Here is a 16,052-nt window from a genome sequence, read left to right on the forward strand (position 1 = left end):
GCCCTGTCTGTGCAGGGCTTGCGCGGTGGCTGAATGGTGGGCGGTTGTGGGCGGCGTCAGGCCGCAGCGTGTACCGGGGCGACCGGTGTCACGGGCGCCATGTCCGCAGCGCTGGTGGGTGCTGTGCTGCCGCGCGCCAGCTTCAGCGCATGCAGCAGTGTGGCCTGGTCGCCGATGTGGTTGGCCAGCAGCAGGATCAGGCGGGCGTTCATCGCATGGCTCTCGGGCGGGGTCAGGCCGTTGTGGGCGGCGATCAGGGCCTCGTAGAAATCGTCGCAGGCCTGCAGGTGGGGCTGGGTGTCGAGCATGTTCCGGGCTCCTGGTTCAGGCGGTGGCGAGGTCGGCAGGGGCGGCTGCAGCCTGGTGGCTGCTGGCAATCGCTGTGGCCGTGGCCAGTGCGGCGCGCACGGCGGCTTCGCTCAGGCTGCGCCAGCGCGCGCACACATGCTGGTCGGGCCGCACCAGGTAGGCCGTGCCGGGCCGCGCGTCCAGGCGCTGCGTGAGCAGGCCCTGCGCGTCGACCACGTCGCTGCCCACCTGCAGCAGTTTCACCTGGGGCAGGGTCGTGGCCCAGGCCGGCGCGGGGCCGAACACCAGCAGGGTGAAATCCGGCCCCAGCGTGCGCAGCAGCCAGGCGCCCTGACTACCCTGCAGCACGGGTGCGTCGAGCAGCACGGCACCGGGCACCTGGGTGCCGGCGAAGCTGTCGCCATCCGGCGTGTTGAGCGGCGAGCCATGCAGCGTGGCCGGCACCGACAGGCGCCCGCTGTTGACGATGCGGCGGGCGAACGGGTGCGTGCGCGCCAGCTCCAGCGCGGCATCGCGGAACAGCCGGCTGACCTCGCTCTTGGGCGTGATGAAGTCGGTGGCGCGGGTCGAGTTGGCAATGTTCTCGTCGGCCGCGTACTCGCGCTCGGGGCCGTAGGTGGCCAGCAGTTCCGCGCCGGCGCGGCCGCGCAGCACCCAGTCGAGCTTCCAGGCCAGGTTCTCGGCGTCCTGCACGCCGCTGTTGGCGCCGCGCGCACCGAAGGGCGAGACGCCGTGGGCGCTGTCGCCCGCGAACACCACGCGGCCGTGCACGAAGCGGTCCATGCGCAGGCAGGCAAAGGTGTAGACACTGGCCCATTCGAGCTCGAACTGCGCATCGGGCCCGAGCAGTGCACGCACGCGCGGCAGGATGTTCTCGGGCTTTTTCTCTTCCTCCGGGTCGGCGTCCCAGCCCAGCTGGAAGTCGATGCGCCAGACATTGTCGGGCTGGCGGTGCAGCAGCACGCTCTGGTTGGGGTGGAAGGGCGGGTCGAACCAGAACCAGCGCTCGGTCGGGAAGTCCGTGCTGCCGGCCATCTTCACGTCGGCAATCAAAAAGCGGTCCTGGAAGATGCGGCCCTTGCTCTCCAGGCCCAGCAACTGGCGCATGGGCGAGCGCGAGCCGTCGCAGGCGGCGATCCACTGCGCGTCGATGCGGTAGTCGCCCTCGGGCGTCGCGATGGTCAGCAGTGCGCCGTCACCGCGCTGTGCCACGCCCGTGACCTTGTTGTGCCAGCGCAGCTCGATGTTGGGCAACTGCAGCGCCCGCTCCACCAGGTAGGCCTCGGCGTAGTACTGCTGCAGGTTGATGAAGGCCGGGCGCTCGTGGCCCTCTTCGGGCAGCAGGTTGAACTCGTACAGCGGCGCGCCGTGGAAGAACACCTTGCCCACGTTCCACGACACGCCCTTGTCCACCATGCGCTGGCCCACGCCCAGGCGGTCCCAGATCTCCAGGGTGCGCTTGGCAAAGCAGATGGCACGCGAGCCGGTGGACAGCCTGCAGTCGTTGTCCAGTACCACCACCCGCTGGCCGCGCTGGGCCAGATCGATGGCCAGCGACAGGCCCACGGGGCCTGCGCCCACCACCACGATGGGGTGCTGCACCGGGCTGGTTGCATCCTGGTCCGGGGAGCGCCGGTAGGCGAATTCGATGGCTTGCACCTGGGCGCCAGTTCCGTCGAAGGCGGGTGGCGCGGACGCTGTTGTTGTCATGCTTGTCTCCTCCGGGGCGCCTCAGCCTTCGAGCGACTTCCACATCTGGATGTCGCGCTCGGCGGTCCAGATGCGCGGGTCCGGGTACTGTGTGGCCTCGTCGTAGGCGCGCGTCACGTCGAACGGCATGCAGTGGTTGAAGATCACCCAGTGGCCGTACTTGGGTTGCAGCTTCGCGAACGTGGCCTCGTAGACCTTGCGCAGGTCCTCGCCTTGGGCGGCGCTGGCCTTGACGCTTTCGTACAGGTCGCTGATGAAGGCGCGCGTGCCGGCCAGGCCGGCCTGCACCTGCTCGGGCGTCTGCAGCGCCGCACCGCGTCCGGGCACCAGCTTCTCGGGCTTCAGGGCGGCCAGGTTATCGAGGGTCTGCGGCCAGTCCTGGAAGTAGGCATCGCCCGCATACGGCGTGGCATCGAACTCCACCAGATCGCCGGAGAACAGGATCTTTTCCGCAGGCAACCAGGCCACGGTGTCGCCCTTGGTGTGGCCGCGGCCCAGCTGCAGGATCTGCACCTCGAGCTTGCCCAGCCACAGGGTCATCTTCTTGTTGAAGGTCATGGTCGGCCATGTCAGACCGTCGGGCACGCTCTCCACGTTCTGGAACAGGCGCGGGAAGCGGCCGATCTCGCTGTCCTTGTCGAACTGGCCGCGCTCGACGATCAGGTCGCGCGTGTCCTCGCTGGCGATGATGTGCTCGGCCCCGTAGGCGCTGGCACCGAGCACGCGCACGGCGTGGTAGTGCGACAGCAGCACGTACTTGATGGGCTTGTCGGTCACTTCGCGGATGCGGCGGATCACGTCCTGCGCCATGACCGGCGTGGCCTGGGTGTCGATGACCATCACGGCGTCGTCGCCAATGATGATGCCGGTGTTGGGGTCGCCCTCGGCCGTGTAAGCGTAGGCATGGTCGGAGAGCTTGTCGAAGCTCACCTTCTTGACTTCCAGGTCGGCGGCGGAGGCGAAGGTCTTGGTGCTCATGGGTGGTACCGGTTGATTTGGTTTAGTGGAATGCATTCACCTAAACGGAATGTTTTGATCATAGGCAATAAATTCGTTAATGTCTAATTCATTTGTTTAAGTGGAAACCCCAGGGTGGCGAGGATCGCCGCGGGCTCGGTGGACAATGGCGCCATGGACGACCTTTCCCGTGACCTTGCTTCTGCCGACGACGAAGACAGCCCCCGTGCGCCGCGCGGCATCCAGAGTGTGGAGGTGGGCGGGCAACTGCTCAAGGTGCTGGCCCGCACCGGCCGGCGCATGGCCCTCAAGGACCTGGCGCGTGCCGCCGACATGACGCCCGCCAAGGCCCACCCCTACCTCGTGAGCTTTGGCAAGCTGGGCCTGATCGAGCAAGACGCCGTGAGTGGCCACTATGGCCTGGGGCCGCTGGCCATGCAACTGGGCTTGATCAGCCTGCAGCAGGTCGACCCGGTGCGGCTGGCGATTGCCGAGCTGCCGGCCCTGGCCCAGCGCATCGGCTACACCGTGTCGGCATCGGTCTGGGGCGACAGCGGGCCCACCATCATCCGGGTGGAAGAGGGGCCCACCGCCGTCTACGTGGCCATGCGCCATGGCACGACCGCATCGGTTCGGCACACGGCCACGGGCAAGGTGTTCGCGGCCTTCGGCCCGCGCGAGCGCACCCTTGCCGCCCTGGCCGCAGACGGCCATGCCGGGGCGCTCGACGACCCGGCCTTTGCCGCGGAACTGGACGCCGTGCGCACCCACCAGGTGGCCGAGGTCACCGACCAGTTGCTGCCCGGCATCAGCGCCCTGGCCACGCCGGTCTTCGACGGCTTCGGCCAGTTGGTGCTGTGCCTGGCCGTGATCGGCCCGAGCGCCACTCTGCGCACCGGGCCGGACAGTGCCGCGGCAGGGCATCTGCGCGAGACGGCGCGCAGCCTGTCGCAGCGGCTGGGCGCCGCACAGGGCGGCGAGCGCTAGGTTTTCGACAGCGCCTGGTCGATGTCCCAGAGGATGTCGTCCAGGTCCTCGATGCCCACCGACAGGCGCACCATGTCGGCGCTCACGCCGGCGCGGGTCAGCTCTTCGTCGTTGAGCTGCCGGTGCGTGGTCGAGGCTGGGTGGATCACCAGCGTCTTGGCGTCGCCGATGTTGGCCAGGTGGCTCAGGAACTCGCAGGCGTCGATGAACTTCTCGCCCGCCGCGGCGCCGCCCTGGATGCCGAAGGTCAGGATGCCCGAGGCGCCCGGCGTGCCGTCCACGGTGCGGAACTGCTTGTGCGCCAGGGCGTAATACGGCGAGTCGGCCAGGCCCGGGTAGTTGACCCAGGCCACCTTGGGGTGGCCCTGCAAAAACTTGGCCACGGCCAGCGTGTTGCGGCAGTGCTCGCGCATGCGCAGGTGCAGGGTCTCGGCGCCCTGCAGCAGCTGCCAGGCGTTCATGGGCGAGAGCACGCCGCCGAAGGTGCGGTTGATCTCCATGCGCGCCTTCATGGTGTAGCCGAAGTCGCCGAAGGTCTCGTAGAACTTCACGCCGTGGTAGGCACGGCTGGGCTCGACCATCTCGGGGAACTTACCGTTGTCCCACGGGAACTTGCCGCCCTCGACCACCACGCCGCCCATGGTCGTGCCATGGCCGCCGATGTACTTGGTGGCGCTGTGCACCACGATGTCGGCGCCAAAGGCCAGCGGGTTGCACAGGTAGGGGCTGGCCACCGTGTTGTCGATCACCAGGGGCACGCCGTGGGCGTGCGCCACGTCGGCCACGGCCGCGATGTCGAGCACATTGACCAGCGGGTTGCCGATGGTCTCGCCGTACACGGCGCGGGTCGTGGGGCGCATGGCGCGCGCGAAATTCTCCGGGTCGGCCGGGTCCACGAACGTGGTCTCGATCCCCAGGCGCGCAAAGCCCACGCCGAGCTGGCCCACCGTGCCACCGTAGAGCGTGCTGGCCGCCACGATGTGGTCACCCGTCTTGAGGATGGCCAGCAGCGCCGCCATCTGCGCGGCCATGCCGCTGGCGCAGGCCAGGGCGGCGCGGCCGTTCTCCAGGCTGGCGATGCGTTCCTCGAACACGGCCACCGTGGGGTTGCTGATGCGGCTGTAGACGTTGCCGAAGGTCTGCAGGTTGAACAGGCTGCTGGCGTGCTCGGCGCTGTCGAAGACGAAGCTCGTCGTCTGGTGGATGGGCGTGGCGCGTGCGCCGGTCACCGGGTCGGGAATGGCGCCCGCATGGATGGCGCGCGTGCCGAAGCCGTAGTCTCTGTCCTTTTCCATGGGCGGATGTCTCTCTGGTGTTCTTCTTGTTCAGTAGGGCAATTGCTGCGGGCGCTTGGCCGAGATCACGCGCGTGTTCACACCCGCCCAGTTGAGCCCGCCGAACAGGCGCGCATGCTCGATCTTCACGCAGCGGTCCATCACCACCGCCAGGCCCGCCGCACGGGCCCGCGCCGCCGCAGCCTCATGAACGACACCGAGCTGCAGCCACAGGCACTTCGCGCCGATGGCAATGGCTTCTTCGGCCAGCGGCGGGATGTCCTCGCTCTTGCGAAAACAGTCCACCATGTCGATGCGGTGGTCGGCCGCCGCGGCGGTGACGCTGGGGTAGCAGCGCTCGCCCAGGATCTCGCTCGCCATGGGGTTCACCGGCACGATGCGGTAGCCATGAGCCTGCATGTACTTGGCCGCAAAGAAACTGGGCCTGTGCCATTGCGGCGACAGGCCCACGACCGCGATGGTGCGGCAGCTTGCGAGGATATGGCGCAGTTCGCTGATGGTGCTCATGCCACCAGTGTAGGGCGCAGTGCCCTATGCCGGGTCTTTGTACTTGATGCTGCAGCCGTAGGGGCGCGTGGTGGATGCAGTGAGCGGTTTGCCGGCCAGCGCCTCTGCCAGCCCGGTTTTCACATAGTTGGTGGCGCGCTGGATATCGTCGACCTTGGACGAGGGAATGCTGTCGATGCCGCCCGCATAGATCAGCTGGCCCTGCGGGTTCACGATGTACATGTGCGGCGTGGTGCGCGCGCCGTAGGCGCGGCCGGCCGTGCCTTCCTCGTCCATGAGGATGGCGGTGGGTGCCGACTGGCGTTCCTTGAGCCAGCTGGTCAGCCTGGCGGGCTCCAGGTAGTCACCGCTGGCCTTTTCGGTGGAGTTGACCGCGAGCCACACGACGTCCTTGCCGGCCGCGTCCTTCTGCGTGGCGGGCATGTTGCCGCTGTCGTAGTGCTTGCGCACGAAGGGGCAGCCGGGGTTGGTCCATTCGAGCACCACATGCTTGCCCTTGAAGTCCGACAGGCGCACGGTCTTGCCCGTGGTGTCCTTGAGGGTGATATCGGGGGCCGGCTGGCCCACGGTGGCAGCGGCCTGCGCGCCAGCGGCGGCCAGCAGCAGGGGCAGGGCGATGAGGGTACGTCGAAGCAGCAACATGGACGGCATCTCCAGGTGAGGGACGGTGGTGGGGCAGTATGGGTGATGCGGCCCCGGATTTCCAGGCGGAGCCCCTGCCGACCGGCTGGTCTTACAGCGCCGCCACGGCGGCGCGCAGTTCCGCTTCGCCGAGGATCTCGGAGAACACCACGGGTGCCTTGCCCGGGGCGTGCAGCACATACACCGGCACGCCGCTGCGGCCCAGCTGGGCCAGGGCTGCGGTGATGGCCGGGTCGCGGCGCGTCCAGTCGGCGCGCAGCAGGGCCACGTTCTTGGCCGCGAAATCGGCCTGCACGCCGGCATCGGCCAGTGTGGTCTTCTTGTTGTACTGGCAGGTCACGCACCAGGCGGCGGTGAAGTCCACGAACACCGGGCGGCCGCTGGCCATGAGCTGCTCGGCCGCGCCCGGGGTCCAGGCCTGCCACTGCGGACCGGTGGTGCTGGTCGTGGCAGTGGACGTGGGCGCGGCAGCCACATTCGTGATGTGGGGCGCAAAGGTCCAGGCCAGCAGCGCCAGCGCCAGCACGGAGACCGGCGCCATGAAACGGCGCGCCGTGCCCGCGAGCGACAGCGCCCAGGCCACCATGCCCAGGGCTACCAGCAGGATCAGCAGCGCGCCCGCGCCGTCGATGCCGCTTTGCTGGCCCAGCACCCAGACCAGCCAGACCACGGTGGCCAGCATGGGGAAGGCCATGAACTTGCGCAGCGTGTCCATCCACGCGCCGGGGCGCGGCAGGGCGCGCGCCACCGCAGGCACGAAGGCGGCCGCCAGGTAGGGTAGGGCCAGGCCCAGGCCCAGCGCCGCGAACACGGCCAGCGCCTGCGGTCCCGGCAGCGTGGCCGTGAGGCCCAGCGAGGCGCCCATGAACGGGGCGGTGCAGGGCGAGGCCACGGCCACGGCGAGCACGCCGGTGAGGAAGGAGTCGGCCACCGGGTGGCGCGCCTGCAGGCTGGCCACCGAGGAGGGCAGGAAATGCCCGAACTCGAACACCCCCGCCAGGTTCAGCGCGATCAGCGTGAACAAGGCCGCCAGGCCCGCCACCACGGCCGGCGACTGCAGCTGGAAGCCCCAGCCGATGGCTTCGCCCGCGGCGCGCAGGCCCAGCATCAGAGCGCCGAGCGCCAGGAAGGACAGCACCACGCCCGCGGTGTAGGCAATGCCGCTGAGCCGGTGGGCGCGCCGGTCCTGGCCATGCTGGGCAAAGCCCACGACCTTGATGGCCAGCACCGGGAACACGCAGGGCATGAGGTTCAGGAGCAGACCGCCCAGCAGGGCGCCGAGCAGGGCTGCCGCCAGTGTGGCGGCGGGTGCCGGGGTGGTGGCTGGCGGGCCGGGCGGGGCAGCTGCCGCATTGGCCTTGAGCGCCGCCTCCAGCGCGGGCGATACCGCGGCCGCGGCAGCCACCGCGGGCCAGGCGCCCAGCACCTTGAGCTCGGCGCGGTAGCCCTGGCCATCGGCGGCCAGCACCACGGGCATGGGGTCGGGGCTGTTGCTGCGCTGGGCCGAGAGCGGGACCTCGGCGGTCCACACGGCGCCCTTCCAGGCCTGGGTCCAGGCGGCGGCGTTCTCGATGACCTCGGGCGTCTCGGGGAACAGCTCCAGCGTCTTGCCGCGCAGCGCCTCGGGCAGGCCCTGCACGCTCAGCTGCAGGGTACCGCCCTCGATGCGGGCCTGGCTGTCCTGGCCCGCCACGGGCCGGGGCTGGGCCGCCAGGGCCGCATCGAAGGCCGCGCCGTGCATGGCCGTCGTGCTGCGCGCGGGGATGGTCAGGGTGAAGTCGCCCTCTTCAGGAATGCATTCCTTGCGGCACACCAGCCAGGTGGCGTGCAGGCGCACCGTGGCATCGTTCGACAGGGCCTTGGGCGCGAAGGTGCTGGCCACGGTGACCGGCACGGGCAGCAGCACCGTGCCCTCGTAGCCGTAGTTGGCCAGGGTGCCGATGGGGATCTTTTTGGGCAGCGGCCAGGCGATCTCGCCCGCGTCCAGCCCGGCCGGCAGGGTCCAGGCCATCTCGATGGGCAGGCCCGAATCGCCGGGGTTCTTCCAGTAGGTGTGCCACTCGGGCTGGTGCGTGATCTGCAGGCCCAGCCACAGCGGCTGGCCGGGCTCGATGCCCTGCGGTGCGTGGGCGATCAGTTCGGCGCGCACATGGGGGGTGGTGACCACGGCGCTGGCGGCGCCGCTGCCCTTGGTAGGCAATTGGGCCCAGCTGCCTGCGCCGGCGAGCAGAAATGCTATGAAAAATATAGCTTTGACGAGCAGGGACGGCGGGCGGTGGGGCATGTTGCAGGGTGTGAGCGCTGGAACCGGCGATTGGTTCCAGCGCAATGGAGTGGCCCCTTATTGTGTCGCCAGGCTCATCTGCGCCTGGGGAGACCATTTTTCCGGCTGGGTTCCTGCCCGCGGCGCGGCCAGGAACAGGCGCTCCACGGGCAGCTTCTGCGCCAGCAGGTAGCTGCGCACGGCCTGGCCCCGCTGGGTGGCCAGTTCCTGCGCCATGGCCTCGGTGGCAGGCTGGTTGGCCAGCAGCAGGGCTTCCATCTCGGCCGTGGTCAGCTCGCGCGCCAGTCCCACCAGGTTGCGCGGCTTGGGGATGTCGGCGCGGCGGTACACCTCCTTGAGCAGGGCGGGGTATTCGGCGGCCTGCACCGGCGCCGTGTCGGCCGGGCTGGCGCGGCGCTTCTCGGCCAGCACCAGCTGCTGCAGGTGTTCGCGCTGGATGCCTTCGCGCTCGGCCTGCAGGCTGGCCAGGCCGGTCACGGTGATGCGCAGGTTGGGCCGGTCGGTCAGCGCCTTGACCACCTTGGCCAGGTTCTGCTGCGCCTCGGGGCTCAGCGTGGCGCTGCCCGGGGCAAACGGCACGCTGCTCAGCTCGTCGCCGCCGCCCAGCGCGCTGGCCAGCAGGCTGAAGGGCGAGGTCAAGGCCTTGCCGATCAGGTTGACGATGATCTTCCAGATCACCGGGCCGACGCGGAACTCGGGGTCGTTGAGCGAGCCGCTGAGCGGCAGGTCCAGGTCGATCACGCCCTGCCGGTCGGCCAGCAGGGCCACGGCCAGCTTCACGGGCAGGCTGTTGGGCGCGCCGGCCACGGCTTCGCCAAAGGTCAGCTGGTTGAGCACCAGCCGGTTGCTGGCCGTGAGCTGGCCGCTGGGCAGCACCTTGTAGGCCACGTCCACGCTGAGCTTGCCGCGTTCGATGCCGTGGCCCGCATACTTCACCGCGTAGGGCGACAGCGGTGGCAGCTCCAGGTCGCGCACCTTGCCCGCGATGTCCAGCGCCAGCGGCTTGGCCAGCGGGTTGAGCTTGCCGGTGATTTCCAGCGAGGCCGTGCCCTCGGCCTTGCCGCGCAGCTCCAGGTCGGCCAGCACCGGCTCGCCCCCGGGCGCTGCCGTGGAAAAGGCGCTGAGCTTGCCCGTGAGTTCCGACAGGTCGGCCGAGTAGTTGGGCTTGATGAAGAAGTCCGAGAACAGCACCTTGCCGTTGACCAGGCTCACCGGGCCGAACTGCACCACCGGTGCCAGCGGGTCCACTGGCGCTGTCGCCACGGCGGCGGACGGTGTGGATGCCGCGGGCACCGGCGTGGGTGGCACCGATTTGGCCGCACTGGCGGCGTTGGCTGCCTGGGCTTCGGCCGGCGTCTTGGCGATGTCGCCCAGGTTGATGCGGCCGGCCTCGTTGATGGTGATGCGTGCGAAGAAGTCGGCCAGGCTGGTTTCCTTGACCTCGAGCCGCGGTGCCGTGCCGGGGGCGGTGGCCAGGGCCAGGCCGCGCAGGTTCAGGCTCTTCCAGGCCAGCAGTTCCTCGCCCACCTGGGCTTCGGTCTTGGGGGTGGAAGCGGAGGTGCTGTTGGCCTTCAGGTCATCGACCACGGCGTCGCCCGACAGGCGCAGGCTGGGGCCCTTGTCGCCTTGCGCAAAGGCCACATCGCCGCGAAAGCCCACATCGGCGCGCAGCAGCTCGACGGACAGCTGGCTGGCCAGGTAGCCGTCCAGCGCATGCAACGGCAGGCGCGTGGCGCTGAGTTTGCCCTCCATGGCCAGCGGCTGCAGCGCCAGCGTGCCCTGGTAGTCGAGCTTGCCGGGCGTGCTGCCCTTGCCGGTGGCGACCTGGGCCGAGAGCTGCAGGGCTTCGGGCTTGCTGCCGTCGGTCGCTAGGTTCTTCGCCGTGATGCCCAGGGCCAACAGCTCCAGCGCCACGGGGCGGGCCTGGGCCCTGTCGGCCAGCGACACGGTGCCGCCCTGCAGCGCGAAGTCGGCCACGCGCAGCACCCAGGGGGCTGCGGCAGCAGGCGCGGTGGCAGCGCTTTCGTCTGCTGCCGCGGGCTGGGCCTTCATCCAACGCTCGAACATCCAGCGGCCATCGGCGTCGCGGTCCACAGTGACTTTAGGCTGCGTGACCACCAGGCTCTCCAGCGTGGCGGTGCGCTTGTCCAGGGGCAGTTGCAGGCCCTTGAGCTCCAGCCGGCCCAGGCTGGCCAGCTGTGACTTGCCCTGGCGCAGGGCCAGTTGCTCCAGCGCCAGCGGCCCGGCCGTGAGCGTGATGCCGGTGGCCGCCGGTGTGTCGGCCGCAGCCCACTGCACGCCGATGTCGCCCGTGAGTTGGCCCGCAACGGTGGGCTCCAGCACCTGGGCGAGGTAGGGTGCGGCCAAGGGCAAGGCCAGCGCATTCAGGCTGGCCTGCACCTGGGCCTTCTGGTCCGTAGCCTCGCCTTGGAAGGCCAGGCTGCCATCCTGCAGCTTCAGGCCGCCCTCGAACGTGACAGGGTGGGCCCAGGGCAGGGCCAGGTCCTTGGCGTCCAGCGTGAATTCGCGCGCCTCCAGGGCCGCGGCGGGGCGGGTGGACTGGTCAGCCCAGCGCAGCGTGCCGCCGCGCACGATCGTGTGGGCCACTTCCACGGTCCAGGGCCTGGCGGCAGCGGCCTTCCCGCTGGCCGGCGATGCGGGGCGAGAGGCTGCGCTGGCTGGCACTGCATCCGCTGGCGGTGTGGCCGGTGCCAGCTGCGCCAGGTTGACCTGGCCTGCGGCATCGCGGCGGGCGCTGAGCACCGGGGCGATGAGCTCCACCTGCGACAGCCGTACCACCTGGTCGAGCGGGCGCACGTCGGCCAGGTCGATCTTCAGGCGTTCATAGGCCAGCAGGTCCTGGCCAGCGCGGTCCGTCAGGCGCACATTGCTGGCCTGCACGCTGCCCGTGAGCTTCACGGCCATTGTCGGGGCCTGCTCGAAGGCCACCTTCAGGTTCACATCGAGCGTGGCGCCCTGCACTTTCACAGGCAGGCTGGCGGGCAGGTAGGCCAGGTAAGGGGCCAGGTCCACGCCTTCCCAGCGCACGGCGGCATCGGTCTTGCCGGTCTGGGCAAACGGCGTGCCTTGGGCGGACGAATCGAAGCGGCTGCCGTTGAGCGTGAAGGCCAGGTGGGGCTCCACCTTCACCTCGCGCTGCGAGGGCAGGGTGCTGATGAACGGCACCTTGAGCGCCAGGTCGCGCAGGCTGTGCTTTTTGCCCACGCTGCGGTCGTCGTAGTCGATGCTGCCGCCGGTGAGCGCCAGGTTGTACAGCGCCAGGCGGGCGGGGCCAGTGTCCGGCTGGGGTTCGGCGGGCGGGGCGGTGAGCTTGGCGATGACGTCGTCCACGTCGTAGCGGCCCTCGCCCAGGTGGGCGATGTGCAGCACGGGCGACTCCACGGTGAACTCGTCCACCACGGGCGCCAGGCGCAGCAGCGACTGCAGCTCGCCATCCACATGCACGCGGGCGATGGTGAGCTGCGGTGTGCCGCCATCGGCACCGGCCACGGCAATGTCGCGCAGCGTGAGCTCCAGCGACCAGGGCTGGAAATCGATGGCACCCACCGTCACCGCGCGGCCCAGTTGCTCACTGGCCGCGCGCTGCAGCGGGCCCTTGAGCAGGGGCGGCACGGCCAGCCAGGTCAGCAGCCACAGGGCCAGCAAGGCCGCCAGCGCAACGGCCGCGCGGCGGGCCCAGCGGTGCTGGCGCAGGGCAGCCAGGGAAGGGCGGGTCAGGGAAAGGCGCTTGGGAAAGGACATGGGGCAGCGGAAAACGGCAGGCGGTCAAGTGGCGGTGCCGCGAACGGGCGGCAGGCCGCCCAAGGTACCACCGCGCAGCGTGGCGCAGTGTATCCAGGGGTTGGGTTGATGTTTTTTGACGATTGACCCAGCGGTGAGGGCCCTGGCCTCAGGCAGCAAAGCCCAGCACCACGCGCCGCGTGGTGGCGCTTTTCTTCTCGATCTTGGTCACCACGATGGCGCCGATCTCCGCCGTATTGGCCACGTGCGTTCCGCCGCAGGGCTGCAGGTCGATCAGCGGGGCATCGCCTTCGCCGCCGATGCGGATGGTGCGGATGCGCCCCGAACCGCGCGGCGGCTGCACGCTCATGCTCTTGACCAGGGCCGGGTTGGCGTCAAGCTCCTCGTCGCTGATCGAGGCCACGGTGAGCGGGTGGGCGGCTGCGACCAGCGCGGCGATGCCGGCCGTCAGCGCATCCTTGTCGAGCGGGTCGGTCATGGAGAAATCCAGGCGCGCGTACTCGGGCGTGATGGAGCAGCCATTGACCAGTTGCGGTACCAGGTGGCACAGCAGGTGGGTGGTGGTGTGCAGGCGCATCAGGCGGTGGCGGCGCTCCCAGTCGATGCGCGCGGTGACGGGCGTGCCGGTGGCGAGCGCGGCCAGCTGCGCTTCCTGGCCCGGGTCCGGCACGTGCACGATGTCGGCGGTGGGTTGGCCGTCGGCGTCCTTGCCCTTGCGCGTGTCGGCAATGGTGATGGCTGTGCCATCGGCCAGCAGCAGGTTGCCGGCGTCGCCGGCCTGGCCGCCGCCCAGCGGGTAGAACACCGTGCGGTCGAGCACGATGCCGGCCTCGGTGATCGCGGTGATGCGGGCGCTGCATTCGCGCAGGTAGCCGTCTTCTCGGAACAGATCGTGGGTCATCCCCGCATGGTAGCGGCAGCGCCGTGCGGCTGCAGGGGGCGCTACCATCGGTGCACCATGAAACGCCGCACCGCCCTGATCGCCGCCCCTTTGGTCCTGGTCCCCGCCCTCGGCTGGGCCGATGAGCCCAAGGTCGCCGACCTGTCCGGCGCGCTGCGCTGGCTGGACAAGCTGGAGGCCACACCCCAGGCCCGCACCACGGGCGCCTGGCCGCTGGTGGCCGTGCTCGAGCACCTGTCGCAGAGCATCGAGATGAGCATGGACGGCTTCCCCAAGGAAAACAGCGCCCTGTTCCAGCGCACCCTGGGGGCTGCAGCATTCGGCTTCTTCGGCTGGCGCGGGCGCATGTCGCATGGCCTGGCCGAGCCCATCCCCGCGGCGCCGGCGCTCACCATGTCGGGCGACTGGAAGCCGGCGGCCCAGCGTTTGCGCGCTGCCATCGCGCGGTTCAACGCCCACGCCGGGGCGCTGCGCCCGCATTTCGCCTACGGCGCGCTGGACAAGGCCGACTTTGCGCGTGCCCACACCTTCCACATCGCGAACCACCAGGACGAGATCGTTCTGGGCTGACACCGCTACCATGGCGGGCATGACGCAGCCACCGGTGCCTCCCTCTTCCCCACCCGCCGCCACGCCCCCGCGCTGGTGGGCCGATCTCGGCACGCGCGATTTCGCGCAGCGCAAGGCCTCGGGCCTGGCGGCGCAGACCGTGGCCGTGCTGCCGGTGGCGGCCATCGAGCAGCACGGGCCGCACCTGCCGCTGTCGGTCGATGCCACGCTGCTGCAGGGCGTGATCGATGCCGCGCTGCCGCTGCTGCCGGCGGATCTGCCGGTGCTCTTTTTGCCGCCGCAGAACGTGGGCCTGAGCCCCGAGCACATCCGCTACCCCGGCACGCTCACGCTCTCGCCGGCCACCATCATCGCGCTGTGGACCGAGCTGGGCGAGTGCGTGGCGCGCGCCGGCGTGAAGAAGCTCTTGCTGTTCAACGGCCATGGCGGCCAGGTCAGCGTGATGGACATCGTGGCGCGCGAGCTGCGCACGCGCTGCGACCTCCTGGTCTACAGCGCCAGCTGGTTCAGCCTGCCGCTGCCCGATGCCGTGGCCGGCCAGTTCAGTGCACAGGAGCACCGCTTCGGCATCCATGCGGGCGAGATCGAGACCTCGATGATGCTGCACCTGGCGCCCGGTACCGTGCACATGGCGCATGCGCAGGATTTCCGCTCCACCTCGCAGGACCGCTCGGAGCAGTACGCCCTCCTGGGCAACGGCAAGAGCGCCAAGCTCGGTTGGCAGATGCAGGACTACCATCCGGCCGGCGCCGTGGGCAATGCCGCTGCCGCCACGGCCGACAAGGGCCGGCAGGTGGTCGATGCCGCCGCCACGCAGCTCGTGGCCCTGCTGCAGGAGATGGTGGCGCTGCCGCTGAGCACCCTGCGCGACCAGCCGGACGGCGCCGGCCCGCCCTGAGTCAGACCAGGTCCCGCAGTATTAGCGTGGCCTGGCGTTCGGCGCCCTCTGTGCCACGCAGCCGCAGGGACAGCGCAGTGCCAGGCGGCGCGGCCAGCCGTTCGCGCAGCCAGCCGGCATCACCGGCGCCCAGCCCATGCCCCTGCACTGCCAGCAGCGCGTCGCCCGGCCGCAGGCCGGCCTGGTCCGCGGGGCTGCCGGCCAGCACGTGCTGCACCTCGAAGTGCGCGCCATTCCAGCGCGCCAGCAGTCCGCTGCGCGGCCCGGCAAAGGGTTCGGAGAGGGCGGCCTGCGCCTCCAGGTACAGCGCGCCGCCAGCCACATCGATGGTGATGGCAAAACGCCGCCACAGCTCGCCGCCGAGGTTGCCCATCCAGGCATCGCTGCCGAACAGGCCATCGGTGGCCAGCGCCAGGTGCACCGGCACCTGCGGCAGCAACCAGGGGCCGAGGCCGAACTGCGGCAGCCGCGCCACGTCGGCCCAGGTGATGCCGCCCACGCTCACGCCGGTCGGCATGCGCACCGCAGGTTGCAGCGTGGCGCGCAGGCCCAGGCGTTCCACGGTGGGCCGGAACAGCGTGACCGCCCCGCTGTCGCCCGTGTCCAGCGAGAACCAGCCCGCATGCCCGGCGGCGCTGGCCTGCACCAGCATCTTGCCGCCCGGCAGCACCTGCAGGGGCAGCCGCACGGCACCGGGTGGCGCCGGCATGCGGCCCGGCAGGTCCAGCACGATCTCGCCGCGTGCGTAGTCCAGGCGCGTGGTGAAGGCGCGCCAGAGCGTGGCGCCCAGGATGCCGTCGTACGCGAATTCGGCCGGCAGCGGCACGACGAAGGCGATGCTGTGCCGCAGGCGCGCGCTGTCGCCCAGGGCGATCTCCTCCACCCGGGTCCAGGGCACGGGCTGGTCCGAGGCCTGTGCGCCGGAGCTGGGCACCCGCTCCTCGGACAGGGGCAGGCCGAGCATCTCGGCCGTGCGCGGCGCGAGCACGTTGTGGTCTGCCCCCGTGTCGAGCAGCAGGCGCAGCGGCCGGCCGTTGACCCGCGCCGCCACCGACACATGGGTGACATCGCGCTGCACCGGCAGGGTGGCGGATCCGCTGGCCAGGGCCTCGCCCTCGGGGCCGCGCCCCATCGACCCGCCACAGGCGGCAAGCAGGGGCACAGAGGTCAGCAGGCCTTGGCCCACGAAATGTCGGCGGCGCATGGCAACTCCCGCAAAGCGATGGAGTT

The 16,052-nt window shown here is 70.2% G+C and carries 13 protein-coding genes; 3 read left to right on the top strand and 10 right to left on the bottom strand.

Annotated elements, in window-relative coordinates; genetic code table 11:
- Nucleotides 1–56 precede the first annotated feature (56 nt).
- Genes AC07PF_RS18570 through AC07PF_RS18580 form a run of 3 tightly spaced genes read right to left on the bottom strand, consistent with a single transcriptional unit; the run spans nucleotide 57 to nucleotide 2,997 of the window.
- On the bottom strand, nucleotides 57–308 hold the full coding sequence (locus AC07PF_RS18570; RefSeq protein ID WP_494612820.1) for a DUF2783 domain-containing protein: 252 nt from the start codon (nucleotides 306–308) through the stop codon (nucleotides 57–59).
- Between the two features lie 16 nt (nucleotides 309–324).
- Nucleotides 325–2,019 (bottom strand): FAD-dependent oxidoreductase, encoded by a 1,695-nt coding sequence (locus AC07PF_RS18575; protein ID WP_494612821.1) that lies wholly within the window; start codon nucleotides 2,017–2,019, stop codon nucleotides 325–327.
- A 21-nt stretch (nucleotides 2,020–2,040) separates the two neighbouring features.
- The gene (locus AC07PF_RS18580; protein WP_007852133.1) at nucleotides 2,041–2,997 is read right to left on the bottom strand and encodes an MBL fold metallo-hydrolase; all 957 of its coding nucleotides are present in this window, start codon (nucleotides 2,995–2,997) and stop codon (nucleotides 2,041–2,043) included.
- A gap of 153 nt (nucleotides 2,998–3,150) precedes the next feature.
- On the opposite strand from AC07PF_RS18580, the gene AC07PF_RS18585 reads away from it, so the two are divergent.
- Complete coding sequence (locus AC07PF_RS18585; RefSeq protein WP_007852136.1) at nucleotides 3,151–3,963, top strand: IclR family transcriptional regulator; 813 nt, start codon at nucleotides 3,151–3,153, stop codon at nucleotides 3,961–3,963.
- Here AC07PF_RS18585 and AC07PF_RS18590 read toward each other — a convergent pair.
- The 6 genes from AC07PF_RS18590 to AC07PF_RS18615 all read right to left on the bottom strand — a co-directional run bounded on the left by AC07PF_RS18590 (nucleotide 3,960) and on the right by AC07PF_RS18615 (nucleotide 13,354).
- Nucleotides 3,960–5,258 carry an O-acetylhomoserine aminocarboxypropyltransferase/cysteine synthase family protein gene (locus tag AC07PF_RS18590; protein WP_494612822.1) on the bottom strand — a complete coding sequence of 433 codons (1,299 nt, stop codon included), beginning with the start codon at nucleotides 5,256–5,258 and terminating at the stop codon, nucleotides 3,960–3,962. The two genes, AC07PF_RS18585 and AC07PF_RS18590, sit on opposite strands and share 4 nt — an antisense overlap.
- A 30-nt stretch (nucleotides 5,259–5,288) precedes the next feature.
- Nucleotides 5,289–5,765, bottom strand: coding sequence for a CoA-binding protein (locus AC07PF_RS18595; protein ID WP_007852139.1), 477 nt, complete (start codon nucleotides 5,763–5,765; stop codon nucleotides 5,289–5,291).
- Between the two features lie 24 nt (nucleotides 5,766–5,789).
- The gene (locus AC07PF_RS18600; RefSeq protein ID WP_494612823.1) at nucleotides 5,790–6,407 is read right to left on the bottom strand and encodes a thioredoxin family protein; all 618 of its coding nucleotides are present in this window, start codon (nucleotides 6,405–6,407) and stop codon (nucleotides 5,790–5,792) included.
- 91 nt (nucleotides 6,408–6,498) lie between these two features.
- Nucleotides 6,499–8,691, bottom strand: a complete 2,193-nt coding sequence (locus AC07PF_RS18605) for a protein-disulfide reductase DsbD family protein (protein ID WP_494612824.1) — start codon at nucleotides 8,689–8,691, stop codon at nucleotides 6,499–6,501.
- A gap of 57 nt (nucleotides 8,692–8,748) precedes the next feature.
- Nucleotides 8,749–12,453: a DUF748 domain-containing protein gene (locus AC07PF_RS18610; RefSeq protein ID WP_494612825.1), complete on the bottom strand. Its 3,705-nt coding sequence runs from the start codon at nucleotides 12,451–12,453 to the stop codon at nucleotides 8,749–8,751.
- 148 nt (nucleotides 12,454–12,601) lie between these two features.
- Nucleotides 12,602–13,354 (bottom strand): alanyl-tRNA editing protein, encoded by a 753-nt coding sequence (locus tag AC07PF_RS18615; RefSeq protein WP_007852153.1) that lies wholly within the window; start codon nucleotides 13,352–13,354, stop codon nucleotides 12,602–12,604.
- A gap of 57 nt (nucleotides 13,355–13,411) precedes the next feature.
- Here AC07PF_RS18615 and AC07PF_RS18620 point away from each other — a divergent pair, with 57 nt between their 5' ends.
- Nucleotides 13,412–13,924 carry a DUF1569 domain-containing protein gene (locus AC07PF_RS18620; RefSeq protein ID WP_007852154.1) on the top strand — a complete coding sequence of 171 codons (513 nt, stop codon included), beginning with the start codon at nucleotides 13,412–13,414 and terminating at the stop codon, nucleotides 13,922–13,924.
- A gap of 19 nt (nucleotides 13,925–13,943) precedes the next feature.
- Entirely contained in the window at nucleotides 13,944–14,822 is an 879-nt protein-coding gene (locus AC07PF_RS18625; protein WP_494612826.1) for a creatininase family protein, read from the top strand.
- Between the two features lies 1 nt (nucleotide 14,823).
- Here the strand turns inward: AC07PF_RS18625 and AC07PF_RS18630 are convergent, their stop codons facing one another.
- A complete protein-coding gene (locus tag AC07PF_RS18630; RefSeq protein ID WP_494612827.1) occupies nucleotides 14,824–16,026 on the bottom strand; it encodes an aspartyl protease family protein in 1,203 nt (400 codons plus the stop codon).
- Between the last annotated feature and the right edge of the window lie 26 nt (nucleotides 16,027–16,052).

The sequence above is a fragment of the Acidovorax sp. GW821-FHT10A04 genome (assembly GCF_059415825.1).

What these genes read in the sequence shown, in the direction of transcription:
- AC07PF_RS18600 (WP_494612823.1), bottom strand. Translation starts at nt 6,407, where the DNA reads ATGTTGCTGCTTCGACGTACCCTCATCGCCCTGCCCCTGCTGCTGGCC.
- AC07PF_RS18605 (WP_494612824.1), bottom strand. Translation starts at nt 8,691, where the DNA reads ATGCCCCACCGCCCGCCGTCCCTGCTCGTCAAAGCTATATTTTTCATA.
- AC07PF_RS18585 (WP_007852136.1), top strand. Translation starts at nt 3,151, where the DNA reads ATGGACGACCTTTCCCGTGACCTTGCTTCTGCCGACGACGAAGACAGC.
- AC07PF_RS18610 (WP_494612825.1), bottom strand. Translation starts at nt 12,453, where the DNA reads ATGTCCTTTCCCAAGCGCCTTTCCCTGACCCGCCCTTCCCTGGCTGCC.
- AC07PF_RS18575 (WP_494612821.1), bottom strand. Translation starts at nt 2,019, where the DNA reads ATGACAACAACAGCGTCCGCGCCACCCGCCTTCGACGGAACTGGCGCC.
- AC07PF_RS18595 (WP_007852139.1), bottom strand. Translation starts at nt 5,765, where the DNA reads ATGAGCACCATCAGCGAACTGCGCCATATCCTCGCAAGCTGCCGCACC.
- AC07PF_RS18570 (WP_494612820.1), bottom strand. Translation starts at nt 308, where the DNA reads ATGCTCGACACCCAGCCCCACCTGCAGGCCTGCGACGATTTCTACGAG.
- AC07PF_RS18630 (WP_494612827.1), bottom strand. Translation starts at nt 16,026, where the DNA reads ATGCGCCGCCGACATTTCGTGGGCCAAGGCCTGCTGACCTCTGTGCCC.
- AC07PF_RS18580 (WP_007852133.1), bottom strand. Translation starts at nt 2,997, where the DNA reads ATGAGCACCAAGACCTTCGCCTCCGCCGCCGACCTGGAAGTCAAGAAG.
- AC07PF_RS18620 (WP_007852154.1), top strand. Translation starts at nt 13,412, where the DNA reads ATGAAACGCCGCACCGCCCTGATCGCCGCCCCTTTGGTCCTGGTCCCC.
- AC07PF_RS18625 (WP_494612826.1), top strand. Translation starts at nt 13,944, where the DNA reads ATGACGCAGCCACCGGTGCCTCCCTCTTCCCCACCCGCCGCCACGCCC.
- AC07PF_RS18590 (WP_494612822.1), bottom strand. Translation starts at nt 5,258, where the DNA reads ATGGAAAAGGACAGAGACTACGGCTTCGGCACGCGCGCCATCCATGCG.
- AC07PF_RS18615 (WP_007852153.1), bottom strand. Translation starts at nt 13,354, where the DNA reads ATGACCCACGATCTGTTCCGAGAAGACGGCTACCTGCGCGAATGCAGC.